The organism is Burkholderia pyrrocinia (genome assembly GCF_001028665.1).
Classification (GTDB): Bacteria; Pseudomonadota; Gammaproteobacteria; order Burkholderiales; family Burkholderiaceae; genus Burkholderia; species Burkholderia pyrrocinia.
On sequence record NZ_CP011503.1, the window covers coordinates 1,687,510 to 1,703,979 of the forward strand.

Genomic DNA, 16,470 nt, shown 5'->3' on the forward strand with positions numbered 1-16,470 from the left:
TCCCATGGCCATCACCATCCGCAAACTCGATTCGACGAGCGAAGGCTTCGACGCCACGCTGCGTGCGGTGCTCGCATTCGAAGCGAGCGAAGACGCGGCGATCGAGCAATCGGTCGCGCAGATCCTCGCCGACGTGAAGTCGCGCGGCGACGCCGCGGTGCTCGAGTACACGAACCGTTTCGACCGGCTGAACGCGGACAGCGTCGCCGCGCTGGAACTGCCGCAGGACGCGCTGCAGACGGCGCTCGACGGCCTCGCGCCGAAGGCGCGCGCGGCGCTGGAAGCGGCCGCGGCGCGCGTGCGCGCGTACCACGAGAAGCAGAAGATCGAGTGCGGCACGCATAGCTGGCAGTACACGGAAAGCGACGGCACGGTGCTCGGCCAGAAGGTCACGCCGATCGACCGCGTCGGCCTGTACGTGCCGGGCGGCAAGGCCGCGTATCCGTCGTCGGTGCTGATGAACGCGATTCCCGCGCGCGTCGCGGGTGTCGGCGAGATCGTGATGGTCGTGCCGACACCGGACGGCGTGAAGAACGACCTCGTGCTCGCCGCGGCGCTGCTCGGCGGCGTCGATCGCGTGTTCACGATCGGCGGCGCGCAGGCGGTCGCTGCGCTCGCGTACGGCACGGCAACGGTGCCGCCCGTCGACAAGATCTGCGGGCCCGGCAATGCGTACGTCGCGTCGGCGAAGCGCCGCGTGTTCGGCACGGTCGGCATCGACATGATCGCCGGGCCGTCGGAAATCCTCGTACTGTGCGACGGCACGACCGATCCGAACTGGGTCGCGATGGACCTGTTCTCGCAGGCCGAGCACGACGAACTCGCGCAGTCGATCCTGCTGTGCCCGGACGCCGCGTTCCTCGAGCGCGTCGAGAAGGCCATCAACGAGCTGCTGCCGTCGATGTCGCGCCAGGACGTGATCCGCGCGTCGCTCGAAGGCCGCGGCGCGCTGATCAAGGTGCGCGACATGGCCGAAGCATGCCGGATCGCGAACGACATCGCGCCCGAGCACCTGGAAATCTCGGCGCTGGAGCCGCAGCAATGGGGCCAGCAGATCCGCCACGCGGGCGCGATCTTCCTCGGCCGCTACACGAGCGAGAGCCTCGGCGACTACTGCGCGGGCCCGAACCACGTGCTGCCGACGTCGCGCACCGCGCGTTTTTCGTCGCCGCTCGGCGTGTACGACTTCATCAAGCGCTCGAGCCTGATCGAAGTCAGCGCCGAAGGCGCGCAGACGCTCGGCGAGATCGCGTCCGAGCTCGCGTACGGCGAGGGGCTGCAGGCGCACGCGAAGAGCGCCGAGTTCCGGATGAAGGGGTAACCCGCGCGTTCCGCGCGGGGGCGGGCGCTGCGGCGCCGGCGCCGGCCGGGGAGACGCAGCGCAGGGCGGCAGCCGCCGCCTTGCCGACCAATTTGATGCCGGCGCGACGCACGCCGGCTTGAGACCATGACGACGCCACAAGACATCATCCGCCGCGACGTGCTCGCGATGACGAGCTACCCGGTGCCGGACGCGAGCGGGTTCGTGAAGCTCGACGCGATGGAGAACCCGTATCCGCTGCCCGAACCGCTCGCCGCGGCGCTCGGCGAGCGTCTCGCGCAGGTTGCGCTGAACCGCTACCCGGCGCCGCGCCCGGCCGCGCTGCTCGACAAGCTGCGCCACGCGATGGGCGTGCCGGCCGCCTGCGACGTGCTGCTCGGCAACGGGTCGGACGAAATCATCAGCATGATCTCGGTCGCGTGCGCGCAGCCGGGCGCGAAGGTGCTCGCGCCGGTGCCGGGCTTCGTGATGTATGAATTGTCCGCGAAGCTTGCGCAGCTCGAATTCGTCGGCGTGCCGCTGAAGGCCGACCTGACGCTCGACGTCGACGCGATGCTCGCGGCGATCGCCGAGCACCGGCCGGCGATCGTCTATCTCGCGTACCCGAACAACCCGACCGGCACGCTGTACGACGATGCCGACGTCGAGCGGATCATCGCGGCCGCGCGGCACAGCCTGATCGTGATCGACGAGGCGTACCAGCCGTTCGCGGAGCGCTCGTGGCTGCCGCGCGCCGCCGAGTTCGACAACGTCGTCGTGATGCGCACGGTGTCGAAGCTCGGCCTCGCGGGCATCCGCCTCGGCTATCTCGTCGGGCGGCACGCGTGGCTGACCGAATTCGACAAGGTGCGCCCGCCGTACAACATCAACGTGCTGACCCAGGCGACCGCCGATTTCCTGCTCGACCACCTCGACGTGCTCGATGCGCAGGCGGCCGAACTGCGCGCGGAACGCACACGCCTCGCGCGGGCCGTGGCCGCGCTGCCGGGCGCGACGGTGTTCCCGAGCGCCGGCAATTTCCTGCTGGTGCGCGTGCCGGATGCGGCTGCCGTGTTCGACGCGCTGCTCACCGAGCGGGTGCTGGTCAAAAACGTGAGTAAAATGCATCCGTTACTGGCCGAATGCGTGCGGCTGACCGTCGGTTCTCCCGACGAAAACGCCCGCCTGCTGGCCGCTTTGAAACTCGCGCTGCCCGGTTGAGCCCAGGGCGCGGCGGCGCGCGACGATCAATCCCCATTTACATCAGACTCAATCAAGGAATTGCCATGCGTGTGGCGGAAGTCGTTCGCAATACCAGCGAAACGCAGATCCGTGTGAAGCTCGATCTCGACGGCACCGGCCGGCAGAAGCTGGCCACCGGCGTGCCGTTTCTCGACCATATGCTCGACCAGATCGCGCGACACGGTCTGGTCGATCTCGAGGTCGAAGCGCATGGCGACACGCATATCGACGACCACCACACGGTCGAGGATGTCGGCATCACGCTCGGGCAGGCCGTCGCGAAGGCGATCGGCGACCGCAAGGGCATCCGCCGCTACGGCCATTCGTATGTGCCGCTCGACGAGGCGCTGTCGCGCGTCGTGATCGATTTCTCGGGCCGGCCGGGCCTCGAATTCCACGTGCCGTTCACGCGGGCGCGGATCGGCACGTTCGACGTCGACCTGTCGATCGAGTTCTTCCGCGGTTTCGTGAACCACGCGGGCGTCACGCTGCACATCGACAACCTGCGCGGGATCAACGCGCACCATCAGCTCGAGACGGTGTTCAAGGCCTTCGGCCGTGCGCTGCGCGCGGCGGTGGAGCTGGACGAGCGTGCGGCGGGGCAGATCCCGTCGACGAAAGGCAGCCTCTGAACTTCCGAACGGACGGACGCTAAGGACAACCTCACGGCTTCGGTGCGCGGCGCCGGCTTGCGATGGATCTGCTCAAATCGTTCATTTCGCTGCTTGCGCTGATCAACCCGATCGGCGCGGTGCCGTTCTTCCTGAGCCTGACGGCGCAGCAGACGGACATCGAGCGGCGCCGCACGATCCGGATCGCGTCGGTGTCGGTGTTCTGCGTGATGACGGTGACGACGCTGCTCGGGCAGCAGATCATCGACTTCTTCGGCATTTCGGTCGGCTCGCTCGAAGTGGGCGGCGGGATCATCATGCTGCTGATGGCGATCAACATGCTGAACGCGCAGATCGGCAACACGCGATCGACGCCGGAGGAGCGCCACGAGGCGGAGCTGAAGGACAACATCGCGGTCGTGCCGCTGGCGATTCCGCTGCTCACGGGCCCCGGCTCGATCAGCACGGTGATCATCTATGCGGCCAACTCGCGTCACTGGTATGACCGGGTCGGGCTGGTCGCGATCGGCGCGGTCCTGGCCTTGCTGTGTTTCGTCGCGATGCGGCTCGCCGAGCCGATCGCGAACTGGATCGGCCGCACGGGCATCAACATCGCCACGCGGCTGATGGGTCTGATGCTGTCGGCGCTGGCGGTGGAATTCATCGTCAATGGACTGAGGGCGCTACTGCCTGCACTGAGATGAAAACTTCGATTGCGATTGTGGATTATGGGATGGGCAACCTGCGCTCGGTCGCGCAGGCGCTCAAGAAGGCCGAACCGGCCGCCGACGTGGCGATCGTCGACACGCCGGCCGCGATTCGCGCGGCCGACCGCGTCGTGCTGCCCGGCCAGGGCGCGATGCCCGACTGCATGCGCTGCCTCGGCGAATCGGGCCTGCAGGAGGCCGTGATCGAGGCGTCGCGCACGAAGCCGCTGCTCGGCGTGTGCGTCGGCGAGCAGATGCTGTTCGACTGGAGCGCGGAAGGCGACACGAAGGGCCTCGGCCTGTTGCCCGGCAAGGTCGTGCGTTTCGAGCTCGACGGCCGGCTGCAGGACGACGGCTCGCGCTTCAAGGTGCCGCAGATGGGCTGGAACCGCGTGCGCCAGTCGCAGCCGCACCCGCTGTGGGACGGCGTGCCCGACGACGCATATTTCTACTTCGTGCACAGCTATTACGTGACGCCGGACAACCCGGCCCATACGGTCGGCGAAACGGCCTACGGCGCGCCGTTTACGTCCGCGGTCGCGCGGGATAATCTCTTCGCGACCCAATTCCACCCCGAGAAAAGCGCGGAGGTCGGGTTGCGTCTGTATCGCAACTTCGTACACTGGAAACCGTGAACGTCGCGTGCGTGCCACAGTCGGCGGGCCGGAGAGGCCCGTCTTACGGGGCTCGCGCGCCAAAGCGCCGAAAGAGTTGTACTAAACTAGCGAGACGGCGCGGTACCGGATTGGCCGGTACGCGCCGGATTCTTTTCTTCTTCCACGACGATACCCGATTGCTATGTTGCTGATTCCGGCCATCGACCTCAAAGACGGTCAGTGTGTGCGCCTCAAACAGGGCGATATGGACCAGGCCACGATTTTCTCCGAGGACCCGGCGGCGATGGCCCGCAAGTGGGTCGATCTCGGCGCCCGGCGGCTGCATCTGGTCGACCTGAACGGCGCATTCGCCGGCAAGCCGAAGAATCTCGAGGCGATCGAAGCGATCCTCGACGAAGTCGGCGATGAAATCCCCGTACAGCTCGGCGGCGGCATCCGCAGCCTCGAGACGATCGAGAAGTACCTCGACGCGGGCCTGTCCTACGTGATCATCGGCACGGCGGCCGTGAAGGACCCGGGCTTCCTGCAGGACGCGTGCACCGCGTTCGCCGGCAGCATCATCGTCGGGCTGGACGCGAAGGACGGCAAGGTCGCGACCGACGGCTGGAGCAAGCTGACGGGCCACGAGGTGATCGATCTCGCGCAGAAGTTCGAGGACTACGGCGTCGAATCGATCGTCTACACGGATATCGGCCGCGACGGGATGCTGCAGGGCATCAACATCGAGGCAACCGTGAAGCTTGCGCAGGCGGTCGGCATTCCGGTGATCGCGAGCGGCGGCCTGTCGAACCTCACGGACATCGAGAATCTGTGCGAAGTGGAAGAGCACGGCGTCGAAGGCGTGATCTGCGGCCGTGCGATCTACTCCGGCGATCTCGATTTCGCGGCCGCGCAAAAGCGCGCGGACGAACTGAACGGCGAACTCGACAACGCGTAAGCGCGGTTGTCACGTTCGCCGGGGCTGCCCGCAGGGCGGCCCCGACCGGAGGCCTCGCGCGAGGCTTCCGCAACCGGCCGTCCCATCGCGGCATTTGGCGCAACATCATGGCTCTAGCTAAACGCATCATCCCCTGCCTGGACGTGACCGCCGGGCGTGTCGTCAAGGGCGTCAATTTCGTCGAGCTGCGCGACGCGGGCGACCCCGTCGAAATCGCCCGCCGCTACGACGACCAGGGCGCCGACGAACTGACGTTCCTCGACATCACCGCGACGTCGGACCAGCGCGACCTGATCCTGCCGATCATCGAAGCGGTCGCGTCGCAGGTGTTCATTCCGCTGACCGTCGGCGGCGGCGTGCGCGCCGTCGAGGACGTGCGGCGCCTGCTGAACGCGGGCGCGGACAAGGTCAGCATGAATTCGTCGGCGGTAGCGAACCCGCAGCTCGTGCGCGACGCGGCCGACAAGTACGGCTCGCAGTGCATCGTCGTCGCGATCGACGCGAAGCGCGTGTCGGCCGACGGCGAGACGCCGCGCTGGGAAGTGTTCACGCACGGCGGCCGCAAGGGCACGGGCCTCGACGCGATCGAATGGGCGCGCAAGATGGCCGAGCTCGGCGCGGGCGAGATCCTGCTCACGAGCATGGACCGCGACGGCACGAAGTCGGGTTTCGACCTCGCGCTCACGCGCGGCGTATCGGACGCGGTGCCGGTGCCGGTGATCGCGTCGGGCGGCGTCGGCTCGCTGCAGCACCTCGCGGACGGCATCAAGGACGGCCGCGCCGACGCTGTGCTGGCCGCGAGCATCTTCCACTACGGCGAGCACACGGTCGGCGAGGCGAAGCGCTTCATGGCCGACCAGGGCATTCCGGTGAGGCTGTGATGAATACGGAAACGAAATCCCTGCCCGCGTGGCTCGACAAGGTCCGCTGGGACGACAACGGCCTCGTGCCGGTGATCGCGCAGGAAGCATCGACGAACGACGTGCTGATGTTCGCGTGGATGAACCGCGAGGCGCTGGCGAAGACGATCGAGACGCAGCGCGCGGTCTACTATTCGCGCTCGCGCAAGCGGCTGTGGTTCAAGGGCGAGGAGTCGGGCCACGTGCAGCACGTGCACGAGGTGCGGCTCGACTGCGACGAGGACGTCGTGCTGCTGAAGGTCGAGCAGGTGTCGGGCATCGCGTGCCACACCGGCCGGCATTCGTGCTTCTTCCAGAAATTCGAGGGCACCGTCGACGACGGCGACTGGGTCGCGGTCGAACCGGTGCTGAAAGATCCCGAACACATCTACAAATGACGCAATCGACCGAAGACACGCTGCTGCGCCTCGCGGCCGTGATCGATAGCCGCAAGGGCGGCGATCCCGATCAATCGTACGTATCGCGCCTGTTCCACAAGGGCGACGACGCGGTGCTGAAGAAAATCGGCGAAGAGGCGACGGAAGTCGTGCTGGCCGCGAAGGACGTGCGCCAGGGCGGCGCGCCGACCGCGCTCGTCGGCGAGGTGGCCGACCTGTGGTTCCACTGCCTCGTGATGCTGTCGCACTTCGACCTGAGCCCGGCCGACGTGATCGCCGAGCTCGAGCGTCGCGAAGGACTGTCGGGCATCGAGGAGAAGGCGCTGCGCAAGCGCCGCGAGCGCGAGGAAAACGGCGGGTGACACGCTCGGCCCGCCGCGGTGGCGACTGCGGTAAGCTGTAAGAATTGTCATCTAACGGGGGTAGCATCATGACCGATACGCCAAGCCAGTTTCCGCCGCCGTCGGTGCCGGGGGCAGCGGACGCCGAACGCCTGAACGGGCTGCGCACGCTGACTCACGTGCTCTATGGCCTCTACGCGTTTCATTGGCTGACGGGCGGTGTCACGGGCATCATCGCGATCATCATCAACTACGTGAAGCGCGGCGATGTGGCCGGCACGCCGTACGCCGATCACTTCGAGTGGCAGATCCGCACGTTCTGGCGCGCGCTGATCGCGTATGTGATCGGGTTCGCGCTGGCGTTCGTGGTGATCGGATTTGCAGTGATGTTTGTCACATGGATCTGGACGCTGTACCGTATCATCAAGGGTTGGCTGTACCTGAACGACAACAAGACGCTCGATCCGCAGGCGTGGTTCTGACCGGCCGCGCACGGGCGTCTGCAGGAGCAACATGAGTCACGATCCGAATTGCCTGTTCTGCAAGATCGCCGCAGGCGAGATCCCGAGCACGAAGGTGCACGAGGACGACGAATTCGTCGCGTTCCGCGACATCCGCCCGGCGGCCGAGACGCACGTGCTCGTGATTCCGCGCCAGCACCTGCCGACGCTGTCGGCGGCGAGCGACGGCGATGCGCCGATGCTCGGCCGGCTGATGCTGCTCGTCGCGCGCCTCGCCGATCAGCTCGGCGTCGCGTATACGGGCGGCGGAACCGGTTTTCGCACGGTGATCAATACGGGCCCCGGCGGCGGGCAGGAGGTTTACCACCTGCACGCGCATATCCTGGCCGGCCCGCGCCCCTGGCAGCGGATGGGTTGACGGCGCGGGGCGTTTCCCCGCATCGATAGTCGAAGCCGGCGCGTCGCCGGCGATTTGCGCCGCATAGCGGCGTGGTTGAGGAGAGGTTTCATCATGGGTGGATTGAGCATTTGGCACTGGCTGATCGTGCTGCTGATCGTCGCGCTGGTTTTCGGTACGAAGAAGCTGCGCAACATCGGCAACGATCTCGGCAGCGCGGTGAAGGGTTTCAAGGACGGCATGAAGGAAGGCGAAACGCCGGCGGACGCGCAGCAACTGCCGCGCTCGGGCTCGGTCGACGTCAACGCGAAGGAAACGACGCGTTCCGATTCGAACAAGGCGTAACGCCGGCACGCTGACAGGCATTCGCGATGCTGGATCTCGGTCTTACGAAGATGGCGCTGATCGGCGTCGTCGCGCTCGTGGTGCTCGGCCCCGAGCGCCTGCCGCGCGTCGCGCGTACGGCAGGCGCATTGTTCGGCCGCGCGCAGCGGTACATCAACGACGTGAAGGCCGAGGTCTCGCGCGAAATCGAACTCGACGCGCTGCGGACGATGAAGACCGATTTCGAGTCGGCCGCGCGCAATGTCGAGACGACCATTCACGACAACCTGCGCGAGCACGAGAAGGAACTGAACGACACGTGGCATTCCGCGGTCGGTGGTATTGACGGGGCTTCCGGCGACACCGGGTCGTACGGTTCCGACACGCCCGCGGCGCCGTCGTGGCGCGGCAGTACGGCCGCACTCGCGCCGAAGCGCCGCAACTGGCGTGTCAAGCAGGCGGCGACGCCTGTCTGGTACAAGCGCGCGACCACCCGCCGCACGCATGTGCAGTCGGGCGCCGCGCGTGTCGCGCGCCACCAGCCGGCCAGCCTGCGCCGGCCGACGCGCTTCTTCTGAGTCGAGCGCATGCTCGCTCGTTTATCCTACCGAGGGCCGGTGTGAGCGACCCCCAGCAGAACCCGGGCGACGCCCCGGAAGAAACCTTCATTTCCCATCTCGTCGAGCTCCGCGATCGCATCATTCGCGCGGGGCTGGCCGTGATCGTCGTGTTCCTCGGGCTCGTCTACTGGGCGCCGGACATCTTCAAGCTGCTCGCGCGGCCGCTGATGGAGAACCTGCCGAAGGACGGCAAGATGATCGTCACGGACGTCACGGGCTCGTTCTTCGTGCCGATGAAGGTCACGATGCTCGTCGCGCTCGTGATCGCGCTGCCGATCGTGCTGTACCAGATCTGGGCGTTCGTCGCGCCGGGGCTGTACCAGCACGAGAAGAAGCTCGTCGTGCCGCTCGTCGGCAGCAGCTACTTCCTGTTCCTGTGCGGGATGGCGTTCGCGTATTTCCTCGTGTTCCCGACGATCTTCCGCGTGATGGCGCACTACAACGCGCCGCTCGGCGCCGAGATGACGACCGACATCGACAACTACCTGAGCTTCGTGCTCGGGATGTTCATCGCGTTCGGGGTCACGTTCGAGGTGCCGATCGTCGTCGTGCTGCTCGTCCGGATGGGCGTGCTGACGGTGAAGAAGCTGAAGGAGATCCGGCCGTACGTGATCGTCGGCGCGTTCGTCGTCGCGGCGGTCGTCACGCCGCCGGACGTGTTCTCGCAACTGATGCTCGCGCTGCCGCTGATCGTGCTGTACGAGGCCGGGATCCTGGCCGCGCGGTTCGTCGTACCGAAGAAGCCGGCCGAAGAGGGCGAGGCGGGGAACGGCGAAGCCGCGAGGTGACGACGGTGCGCCGGGCCGCCTTCTTCCGGCCGCCTGATGCGGCCCGGTGGCGTTGGGAGCCGGAAAGCGGGCCGAGGCCACGTTACCGGCAACAACGAATTTCGACGCAAAGCAAAAGGGCAGCCACCGGCTGCCCTTTTTCGTTTCCGTGACCGGCACGCGTCGGCGCGCCGCCCTCCGAACGTCATTCGGTATCGCTGTCCTGTTCGTCGAGCGTCTGCTTCGGCGGCGGCGGGCGCTTGCCGATCACGACGTTCACGTCGAACTCCTTGCCCTTGCGCACGACGTGCACCTTGGTCGGCGTGCCCGGCTTGATCTGCGCGACGACGTTCAGCAGCTTCGTCGTATCGGTGATGTCCTCGCCGTTGACGGTGACCAGGATGTCGCCCGGCTTGATGCCGGCCTTGTCGGCCGGGCCGCCCTGCAGCACGCCCGCGACGATCGCGCCGGATTTCTGCTGGAGCCCGAACGACTCGGCGATTTCCGGCGTGACGTCCTGCGGCTCGACGCCGATCCAGCCGCGCGTGACCGAGCCCGTCGTGATGATGCTTTCGAGCACGGTGCGCGCGGTCGATACCGGAATCGCGAAGCCGATGCCGAGCGAGCCGCCCGAGCGCGAGTAGATCGCCGTGTTGATGCCGAGCAGGTTGCCGTTCACGTCGACCAGCGCGCCGCCCGAGTTGCCGGGGTTGATCGGCGCGTCGGTCTGGATGAAGTTCTCGAACGTGTTGATGCCGAGGTGGTTGCGGCCGAGCGCGCTGATGATCCCCATCGTGACCGTCTGGCCGACGCCGAACGGGTTGCCGATCGCGAGCACGACGTCGCCGACCCGCGACTGGTCGGAGCGGCCGAGCGTGATCGTCGGCAGGTTCGTCATGTTGATCTTCAGCACGGCGAGGTCGGTCTCGGGATCGCTGCCGATCACCTTCGCGGTGGCCGTGCGCCCGTCGGCGAGCGCGACCTCGATCTGGTCGGCGCCGTCCACGACGTGCTGGTTCGTTAGAATGTAACCTTCAGGGCTCACGATAACGCCCGAGCCAAGGTTGGCTGCCGGCTCGTCCTGCTGCTTGCGGGCGTTGCGGTCGCCGAAGAAGTAGCGGAACAGCGGATCTTTCGCACGCGGGTCGGGCGGCAGCGAGCCGTCCTTGCTGGAGAATACGTTGACGACGGCCGGCATTGCCTTCTGCGCGGCTTCGGCGTACGACGTGGTCGCCGGCGCGCCGCCGATGCCAGGCGCGACTTCCCGCAGCGCAACGATCGGCGTGGCGAGCTGCTTGCCGAGCTGTCCTTGCCGTTGCAGCCATTGCGGCTTGAGCGTCACGACAATGAACATCAGCGCGAGCAGCACGGTAACCGCCTGCGCGAAGAACAGCCAGAAGCGTCTAAGCATCTGAATGGATTAGAGGTTTATATGGATCGGATCGAACTCGAATTGTACTTGAACAATACCCTTGAAACCGCGCGCTTCAAGGACTATTGCCCGAACGGCCTGCAGGTCGAGGGGCGCCGCAAGATCGAGAAGATCGCCACCGGCGTGACGGCGTCGCTCGCGTTCCTCGAAGCGGCGCTCGAATGGGGGGCAGATGCCGTGCTCGTCCATCACGGCTATTTCTGGCGCAACGAGGCCCCGCAGATCACCGGCCGCAAGTACCAGCGCCTGAAGCTGCTGCTCGCGAACGACCTGAACCTGTTCGCGTTCCACCTGCCGCTCGACGCGCATCCCGAATTCGGCAACAACGCGCAGCTCGGCGAGAAGCTCGGGCTGATCGGCGAGCAGCGTTTCGGCGACGGCGACCTCGGCTGGATGGCGACGCTGCCGATGCCTGTCACGCTCGAACACTTCGTCGCGAAGGTCGGGCGCACGCTCGGCCGCACGCCGCTCGTGCTCGGCGATCCGGACATGCAGCTGCGCCGCATCGCGTGGTGCACGGGCGCCGCGCAGAGCTATTTCGACGCGGCGATCGACGCCGGCGCGGACGTGTTCCTGACGGGCGAGGTGTCCGAATACGTGACGCACACGGCCGCCGAAAGCGGTGTCGCGTTCGTTGCGGCAGGGCACCATGCGACCGAACGTTACGGAATCCAGGCACTTGGCGCCCACTTGTCCGAGGAATTCGATCTCGAACACCTTTTTATCGATATCCATAATCCGGTCTGAACGCCGGATTTGCGGCAGCGCATCGAAATTCCTCAATGTAGTGAACGCTTAAAAGAGAAATGATTTAATCGCTCCGATAGTGGGGGATAACCCTTAACTATCAATCACTTCGAAGGGATTTTCATCTCCGGGCCTTGTAAATGGCGACTCCATTCGAGCAAACTAGCGGCGGAATGGAAAGTCGTGACGGAAAATCCAACTCAGAAGTGGGGCGTGTGATGCGAGACAAGGAAGAGAAACGCGTCGACAGCGGCCGCCGTACCTGGCTGATTGCGACATCCGTAGCAGGTGGCGTGGGAGGCGTAGCCACTGTCATACCTTTCGCGGCGTCGCTTGCGCCGTCCGCGAAAGCGAAAGCGGCCGGTGCACCGGTCGAGGTCGACATCAGCGGCCTGAAACCCGGCGAGATGGTCACCGTGCCGTGGCGCGGCAAACCCGTCTGGATCCTGAATCGCACCGAATCGATGCTGGCCGACGTGGTCAAGGCCGACAAGGAGGTGGCCGATCCGACCTCGAAGACCCCGTATTCGATGCCGTTGCCCGCGTATTGCGCCAACGAATATCGCTCGCGGACCGATCGCAAGAACATTCTCGTCGTGATGGCCGTGTGTACGCACCTCGGCTGCACGCCTAGCCAACGCTTCACGCCGGGTCCGCAGCCGAACCTGCCGGACGACTGGCCGGGCGGTTTCCTGTGCCCGTGCCACGGTTCGACCTACGACCTCGCCGGCCGTGTGTTCAAGAACAAACCGGCGCCTCAGAATCTCGACATCCCGCCCTACATGTTCACGTCGGCGACGACCCTCGTGATCGGCAAGGACGAGAAAGGAGAAGCGTGATGGCTGCCGACAACAAAGAAGTCTCCACGACAGGTCTCACCGGCTGGATCGACCAGCGCTTCCCGCTCACGTCCACCTGGAAGAAGCACGTTTCCGAGTACTACGCGCCGAAGAACTTCAATTTCTGGTACTTCTTCGGCTCCCTCGCGCTGCTCGTGCTCGTCAACCAGATCGTCACGGGCATCTTCCTGACGATGAACTACAAGCCCGACTCGACGCTCGCGTTCGCGTCGGTCGAGTACATCATGCGCGAGGTGCCGTGGGGCTGGCTGATCCGCTACCTGCACTCGACCGGTGCATCGATGTTCTTCGTGGTCGTCTACCTGCACATGTTCCGCGGGCTGCTGTACGGGTCGTACCGCAAGCCGCGCGAGCTCGTGTGGATCTTCGGCTGCGCGATCTTCCTGTGCCTGATGGCCGAGGCGTTCTTCGGCTACCTGCTGCCGTGGGGCCAGATGTCGTTCTGGGGCGCGCAGGTAATCGTGAACCTGTTCTCGGCGATCCCGTTCGTCGGCCCGGACCTGTCGCTGTGGATTCGCGGCGACTACGTCGTGTCCGACGTCACGTTGAACCGTTTCTTCGCGTTCCACGTGATCGCGATTCCGCTCGTGCTGGTCGGCCTCGTGATCGCTCACCTCGTCGCGCTGCACGAAGTGGGGTCAAATAACCCGGACGGCATCGAGATCAAGGCGAAGAAGGACGAGAACGGCATTCCGCTCGACGGCATCCCGTTCCATCCGTACTACTCGGTGCACGATTTCCTCGGCGTGTGCGTGTTCCTGATGGTCTTCGCGATGATCGTGTTCTTCGCGCCGGAAATGGGCGGCTACTTCCTCGAGGCGAACAACTTCGTCCCGGCGAACCCGCTGCAGACACCGCCCGAGATCGCGCCGGTCTGGTACTTCACCGCGTTCTACGCGATGCTGCGCGCGACCACCGACCCGTTCAAGATCGTGCTGATGATCGTGATCGCGGCGCTCGGCGTGTTCGCGCTGATCCGCGCGCGCGGCAAGTGGAAGGCCGGGCTGCCGGTGCTGGCCGCGGCGATCGTCGTGTTCATGTATCTGACGGAGTCGAAGTTCTGGGGCGTCGTCGTGATGGGCTCGGCGGTGATCACGCTGTTCTTCCTCCCGTGGCTCGACCGCAGCCCGGTGAAGTCGATCCGCTATCGGCCGCTGTTCCACAAGGTGTTCCTCGGGATCTTCGTCGCCGCGTTCCTGACCCTCGCGTTCCTCGGCACGCGGCCGCCATCGCCGGTTGCGACGCTGATCGCGCAGGGCTGTGCGCTGATCTACTTCGCGTTCTTCCTCGGCATGCCCGTCTGGACGCAGCTTGGCACGTTCAAGCAGCCGCCGGAGCGGGTGCGCTTCAAGCCCCATTAATGTGAGCGAGGAGAGAACGACATGAAGAAACTGCTTTCGACACTCGCACTGATCGGGGCGACCGCGTGTGCGCTGCTGGTGGCGCCGGGCGTGCGGGCGGAAGGTAATTTTCCGCTCGACCGGGCGCCCGATAACACGGAAAATCTCGTTTCGCTTCAGCACGGCGCGCAATTGTTTGTAAACTATTGCCTGAACTGCCACAGCGCGAACCTGATGCGCTACAACCGTCTGACGGATCTGGGCATATCCCCGAAGGAGATCGAAACGAATCTCCTGTTCACGACCGACAAGGTCGGGAGCACGATGTCCGTCGCGATGCGGCCCGAAGACGCGCAGAACTGGCTCGGCACCTCGCCGCCCGACCTGTCGGTCGAGGAGCGCGCGCGCGGCCGCGACTGGCTGTATACGTATCTGCGGGGTTTCTACCGCGACGATACGCGGCCGTCCGGCTGGAACAACGCGGTGTTCGAGAACGTCGGCATGCCCCATGTATTGTGGCAACTGCAGGGGCAGCGCATTGCCAAATTCGAAGACAAGACGGACGAGGAGACGGGCGAGAAGGTCCACACGCTCGTCGGCTTCCAGCAGGTTACGCCGGGGACGCTGTCGTCGCCGGACTATGACGCTGCGGTTGCCGATCTGGTGGCCTATATGACATGGATGTCCGAGCCGGCACAACATACCCGCAAGCGCCTCGGCGTGTGGGTGCTGGTCTTTCTCGGTGTCCTGACTTTCCTGGCCTGGCGGCTCAATGCCGCGTACTGGAAAGATATCAAGTAAACACGCCTGACCGGCGTGGGGCCGGCGCAACGCGGAACCCGTGAAAGGGGTTTCGCCGCGTGCCGGCCCTCGGCTTTTTTGAGGAAACGCAAATATGATGGTTCTGTATTCCGGCACAACTTGCCCGTTCTCCCAGCGTTGCCGGCTGGTGCTGTTCGAGAAGGGCATGGACTTCGAAATCCGTGACGTCGACCTGTTCAACAAGCCGGAAGACATTTCGGTGATGAACCCGTACGGTCAGGTGCCGATCCTGGTCGAGCGCGACCTGATCCTGTACGAATCGAACATCATCAACGAGTACATCGACGAGCGCTTCCCGCATCCGCAACTGATGCCGGCCGACCCCGTGCAACGCGCACGCGCGCGCCTGTTCCTGCTCAACTTCGAGAAGGAACTGTTCGTTCACGTCAGCACGCTCGAGAACGAGAAGGGCAAGGCAGCGGAGAAGAATCACGAGAAGGCACGCCTCGCGATCCGCGATCGCCTGACGCAGCTCGCGCCGATCTTCGTGAAGAACAAGTACATGCTCGGCGAGGAGTTCTCGATGCTCGACGTCGCGATCGCGCCGCTGCTGTGGCGTCTGGATCATTACGGCATCGAGCTGTCGAAGAATGCTGCGCCGCTGATGAAGTACGCGGAGCGGATCTTCAGCCGTCCGGCCTATATCGAAGCACTGACGCCGTCCGAAAAGGTCATGCGTCGTTGATGATGCAATGAAGGCAAGACGGAGAGGGCGGCGCGGCGTGCCGCGCGCCCGCTCCGGGTTCGAGGATTGTGATGCAAGAGATTTCAACGAAGCCTTATCTGCTGCGCGCGTTGTACGAGTGGTGCACCGATAACGGTTACACGCCGCATATCGCGGTGAGGGTCGACAACTCGACGCGCGTGCCGCGTCAGTTCGTGCGTGACGGCGAGATCGTGCTCAACATCAGCTTCGAGGCGACGAGCCAGTTGCAGATGGGCAACGAGTGGATCGAGTTCACTGCCCGGTTCTCCGGGAAGGCGCACAAGATCGAGATTCCGGTTGCCAACGTACTCGCGATCTATGCGCGCGAGAACGGGCAGGGGATGGCGTTCCAGGTCGATGCGGTCGCGGGCGAAGGCGAGGATTCGGGCACGTTCGACGATGAAGCTGCGCAGGCGGATGATGTGCAGCGTGACGAGTCGCCGGCTACGCTGACGTCGGTGGCAGACAGCGGTGCGAACGAGGAGCCCTCCGAAGGCGCCGACGAACCGCCGAAAACCGACGGCGATGGCGACGGCTCGAAAGGTGGCAGCAGACCTCGCCTCAAGATCGTGAAATGAGGTAGAATCTCGCGCTTACGCCGGCTTAGCTCATCTGGTAGAGCAGTTGATTTGTAATCATCAGGTGGCGGGTTCGAGTCCTGCAGCCGGCACCATATCCAGCAAGGGGTTACGCGATGTTTGCGTAGCCCCTTCGCGTTTCCAATACTCCCTCTGCGTTTTCAATCAACGTCAGCGATCCATTAACCTGCCTACGATCGACTACGTTGCACATAAGGTCGGCAATCGTCCGCGTCCCGAGCTGACGGAAATCGGCACGTTGCTGAATCGCTATCGAGATTACCTCAAGAGTTTTTGATTCCGAGCGGGGCCGGCGTGCGAGTCGGCGGCCCGGTGTTGCGTATGATCGATCACAAGCCGCTCA

General features: G+C 65.1%; 21 protein-coding genes and 1 tRNA gene. 21 read left to right on the forward strand and 1 reads right to left on the reverse strand.

Annotated features, from left to right (window positions below):
• The first annotated feature begins 4 nt into the window (after positions 1 to 4).
• The 14 genes from hisD (at position 5) to tatC (ending at position 9,642) form a co-directional block, all read left to right on the forward strand.
• On the forward strand, positions 5 to 1,321 hold the full coding sequence (gene hisD / locus ABD05_RS07785) for a histidinol dehydrogenase (RefSeq protein WP_047899622.1): 1,317 nt from the start codon (positions 5 to 7) through the stop codon (positions 1,319 to 1,321).
• Positions 1,322 to 1,447: 126 nt separating this feature from the next.
• On the forward strand, positions 1,448 to 2,521 hold the full coding sequence (hisC, locus tag ABD05_RS07790) for a histidinol-phosphate transaminase (RefSeq protein WP_047899623.1): 1,074 nt from the start codon (positions 1,448 to 1,450) through the stop codon (positions 2,519 to 2,521).
• 65 nt (positions 2,522 to 2,586) lie between these two features.
• Positions 2,587 to 3,174, forward strand: a complete 588-nt coding sequence (hisB, locus tag ABD05_RS07795) for an imidazoleglycerol-phosphate dehydratase HisB (protein ID WP_011546606.1) — start codon at positions 2,587 to 2,589, stop codon at positions 3,172 to 3,174.
• A gap of 62 nt (positions 3,175 to 3,236) precedes the next feature.
• Positions 3,237 to 3,857 carry a YchE family NAAT transporter gene (locus ABD05_RS07800; RefSeq protein WP_047899624.1) on the forward strand — a complete coding sequence of 207 codons (621 nt, stop codon included), beginning with the start codon at positions 3,237 to 3,239 and terminating at the stop codon, positions 3,855 to 3,857.
• The gene (gene hisH / locus ABD05_RS07805) at positions 3,854 to 4,495 is read left to right on the forward strand and encodes an imidazole glycerol phosphate synthase subunit HisH (protein ID WP_014898304.1); all 642 of its coding nucleotides are present in this window, start codon (positions 3,854 to 3,856) and stop codon (positions 4,493 to 4,495) included. Before ABD05_RS07800 ends, hisH begins: the two co-directional genes overlap by 4 nt.
• Positions 4,496 to 4,658: 163 nt before the next feature.
• Entirely contained in the window at positions 4,659 to 5,414 is a 756-nt protein-coding gene (hisA, locus tag ABD05_RS07810; RefSeq protein WP_043191766.1) for a 1-(5-phosphoribosyl)-5-[(5-phosphoribosylamino)methylideneamino]imidazole-4-carboxamide isomerase, read from the forward strand.
• Between the two features lie 107 nt (positions 5,415 to 5,521).
• A complete protein-coding gene (gene hisF / locus ABD05_RS07815; RefSeq protein ID WP_047899625.1) occupies positions 5,522 to 6,295 on the forward strand; it encodes an imidazole glycerol phosphate synthase subunit HisF in 774 nt (257 codons plus the stop codon).
• Positions 6,295 to 6,711 (forward strand): phosphoribosyl-AMP cyclohydrolase, encoded by a 417-nt coding sequence (gene hisI / locus ABD05_RS07820; RefSeq protein ID WP_047899626.1) that lies wholly within the window; start codon positions 6,295 to 6,297, stop codon positions 6,709 to 6,711. The genes hisF and hisI overlap by 1 nt, the downstream gene beginning before the upstream one ends.
• Complete coding sequence (locus ABD05_RS07825) at positions 6,708 to 7,073, forward strand: phosphoribosyl-ATP diphosphatase (RefSeq protein WP_006485344.1); 366 nt, start codon at positions 6,708 to 6,710, stop codon at positions 7,071 to 7,073. Before hisI ends, ABD05_RS07825 begins: the two co-directional genes overlap by 4 nt.
• Before the next feature lie 68 nt (positions 7,074 to 7,141).
• A complete protein-coding gene (locus tag ABD05_RS07830; RefSeq protein WP_047899627.1) occupies positions 7,142 to 7,534 on the forward strand; it encodes a DUF4870 family protein in 393 nt (130 codons plus the stop codon).
• A gap of 31 nt (positions 7,535 to 7,565) precedes the next feature.
• Positions 7,566 to 7,931: a histidine triad nucleotide-binding protein gene (locus tag ABD05_RS07835; RefSeq protein ID WP_047899628.1), complete on the forward strand. Its 366-nt coding sequence runs from the start codon at positions 7,566 to 7,568 to the stop codon at positions 7,929 to 7,931.
• 93 nt (positions 7,932 to 8,024) lie between these two features.
• The gene (gene tatA / locus ABD05_RS07840) at positions 8,025 to 8,255 is read left to right on the forward strand and encodes a Sec-independent protein translocase subunit TatA (protein ID WP_034183658.1); all 231 of its coding nucleotides are present in this window, start codon (positions 8,025 to 8,027) and stop codon (positions 8,253 to 8,255) included.
• A gap of 26 nt (positions 8,256 to 8,281) precedes the next feature.
• The gene (gene tatB / locus ABD05_RS07845; RefSeq protein ID WP_047899629.1) at positions 8,282 to 8,812 is read left to right on the forward strand and encodes a Sec-independent protein translocase protein TatB; all 531 of its coding nucleotides are present in this window, start codon (positions 8,282 to 8,284) and stop codon (positions 8,810 to 8,812) included.
• Between the two features lie 41 nt (positions 8,813 to 8,853).
• Positions 8,854 to 9,642: a twin-arginine translocase subunit TatC gene (gene tatC, locus ABD05_RS07850; RefSeq protein WP_047899630.1), complete on the forward strand. Its 789-nt coding sequence runs from the start codon at positions 8,854 to 8,856 to the stop codon at positions 9,640 to 9,642.
• 184 nt (positions 9,643 to 9,826) lie between these two features.
• On the opposite strand, the gene ABD05_RS07855 is transcribed toward tatC, so the two are convergent.
• Positions 9,827 to 11,032 carry a Do family serine endopeptidase gene (locus tag ABD05_RS07855; protein ID WP_047899631.1) on the reverse strand — a complete coding sequence of 402 codons (1,206 nt, stop codon included), beginning with the start codon at positions 11,030 to 11,032 and terminating at the stop codon, positions 9,827 to 9,829.
• Between the two features lie 21 nt (positions 11,033 to 11,053).
• Here ABD05_RS07855 and ABD05_RS07860 point away from each other — a divergent pair, with 21 nt between their 5' ends.
• The 7 genes from ABD05_RS07860 to ABD05_RS07890 all read left to right on the forward strand — a co-directional run bounded on the left by ABD05_RS07860 (position 11,054) and on the right by ABD05_RS07890 (position 16,201).
• A complete protein-coding gene (locus ABD05_RS07860; protein WP_047899632.1) occupies positions 11,054 to 11,800 on the forward strand; it encodes a Nif3-like dinuclear metal center hexameric protein in 747 nt (248 codons plus the stop codon).
• Positions 11,801 to 12,018: 218 nt separating this feature from the next.
• Positions 12,019 to 12,639, forward strand: a complete 621-nt coding sequence (gene petA / locus ABD05_RS07865; protein WP_047899633.1) for a ubiquinol-cytochrome c reductase iron-sulfur subunit — start codon at positions 12,019 to 12,021, stop codon at positions 12,637 to 12,639.
• The gene (locus ABD05_RS07870) at positions 12,639 to 14,021 is read left to right on the forward strand and encodes a cytochrome b (RefSeq protein WP_047899634.1); all 1,383 of its coding nucleotides are present in this window, start codon (positions 12,639 to 12,641) and stop codon (positions 14,019 to 14,021) included. Before petA ends, ABD05_RS07870 begins: the two co-directional genes overlap by 1 nt.
• 21 nt (positions 14,022 to 14,042) lie before the next feature.
• Positions 14,043 to 14,801 (forward strand): cytochrome c1, encoded by a 759-nt coding sequence (locus ABD05_RS07875; protein ID WP_047899635.1) that lies wholly within the window; start codon positions 14,043 to 14,045, stop codon positions 14,799 to 14,801.
• Positions 14,802 to 14,895: 94 nt separating this feature from the next.
• A complete protein-coding gene (locus ABD05_RS07880; RefSeq protein WP_006400565.1) occupies positions 14,896 to 15,507 on the forward strand; it encodes a glutathione S-transferase N-terminal domain-containing protein in 612 nt (203 codons plus the stop codon).
• 71 nt (positions 15,508 to 15,578) lie between these two features.
• Positions 15,579 to 16,106: a ClpXP protease specificity-enhancing factor gene (locus tag ABD05_RS07885; RefSeq protein ID WP_047899636.1), complete on the forward strand. Its 528-nt coding sequence runs from the start codon at positions 15,579 to 15,581 to the stop codon at positions 16,104 to 16,106.
• Between the two features lie 19 nt (positions 16,107 to 16,125).
• Positions 16,126 to 16,201 (forward strand) — tRNA-Thr (locus ABD05_RS07890).
• Positions 16,202 to 16,470: the final 269 nt, after the last annotated feature.

Bases quoted from the DNA above. Each gene is read 5' to 3' on its own strand.
- ABD05_RS07885 (WP_047899636.1), top strand. From the start codon at position 15,579: ATGCAAGAGATTTCAACGAAGCCTTATCTGCTGCGCGCGTTGTACGAG.
- ABD05_RS07870 (WP_047899634.1), top strand. From the start codon at position 12,639: ATGGCTGCCGACAACAAAGAAGTCTCCACGACAGGTCTCACCGGCTGG.
- ABD05_RS07800 (WP_047899624.1), top strand. From the start codon at position 3,237: ATGGATCTGCTCAAATCGTTCATTTCGCTGCTTGCGCTGATCAACCCG.
- hisI (WP_047899626.1), top strand. From the start codon at position 6,295: ATGAATACGGAAACGAAATCCCTGCCCGCGTGGCTCGACAAGGTCCGC.
- ABD05_RS07880 (WP_006400565.1), top strand. From the start codon at position 14,896: ATGATGGTTCTGTATTCCGGCACAACTTGCCCGTTCTCCCAGCGTTGC.
- hisC (WP_047899623.1), top strand. From the start codon at position 1,448: ATGACGACGCCACAAGACATCATCCGCCGCGACGTGCTCGCGATGACG.
- hisF (WP_047899625.1), top strand. From the start codon at position 5,522: ATGGCTCTAGCTAAACGCATCATCCCCTGCCTGGACGTGACCGCCGGG.
- ABD05_RS07835 (WP_047899628.1), top strand. From the start codon at position 7,566: ATGAGTCACGATCCGAATTGCCTGTTCTGCAAGATCGCCGCAGGCGAG.
- hisD (WP_047899622.1), top strand. From the start codon at position 5: ATGGCCATCACCATCCGCAAACTCGATTCGACGAGCGAAGGCTTCGAC.
- ABD05_RS07825 (WP_006485344.1), top strand. From the start codon at position 6,708: ATGACGCAATCGACCGAAGACACGCTGCTGCGCCTCGCGGCCGTGATC.
- hisH (WP_014898304.1), top strand. From the start codon at position 3,854: ATGAAAACTTCGATTGCGATTGTGGATTATGGGATGGGCAACCTGCGC.
- tatB (WP_047899629.1), top strand. From the start codon at position 8,282: ATGCTGGATCTCGGTCTTACGAAGATGGCGCTGATCGGCGTCGTCGCG.
- ABD05_RS07860 (WP_047899632.1), top strand. From the start codon at position 11,054: ATGGATCGGATCGAACTCGAATTGTACTTGAACAATACCCTTGAAACC.
- hisA (WP_043191766.1), top strand. From the start codon at position 4,659: ATGTTGCTGATTCCGGCCATCGACCTCAAAGACGGTCAGTGTGTGCGC.
- hisB (WP_011546606.1), top strand. From the start codon at position 2,587: ATGCGTGTGGCGGAAGTCGTTCGCAATACCAGCGAAACGCAGATCCGT.
- ABD05_RS07855 (WP_047899631.1), bottom strand. From the start codon at position 11,032: ATGCTTAGACGCTTCTGGCTGTTCTTCGCGCAGGCGGTTACCGTGCTG.
- tatA (WP_034183658.1), top strand. From the start codon at position 8,025: ATGGGTGGATTGAGCATTTGGCACTGGCTGATCGTGCTGCTGATCGTC.
- ABD05_RS07830 (WP_047899627.1), top strand. From the start codon at position 7,142: ATGACCGATACGCCAAGCCAGTTTCCGCCGCCGTCGGTGCCGGGGGCA.
- petA (WP_047899633.1), top strand. From the start codon at position 12,019: ATGCGAGACAAGGAAGAGAAACGCGTCGACAGCGGCCGCCGTACCTGG.
- ABD05_RS07875 (WP_047899635.1), top strand. From the start codon at position 14,043: ATGAAGAAACTGCTTTCGACACTCGCACTGATCGGGGCGACCGCGTGT.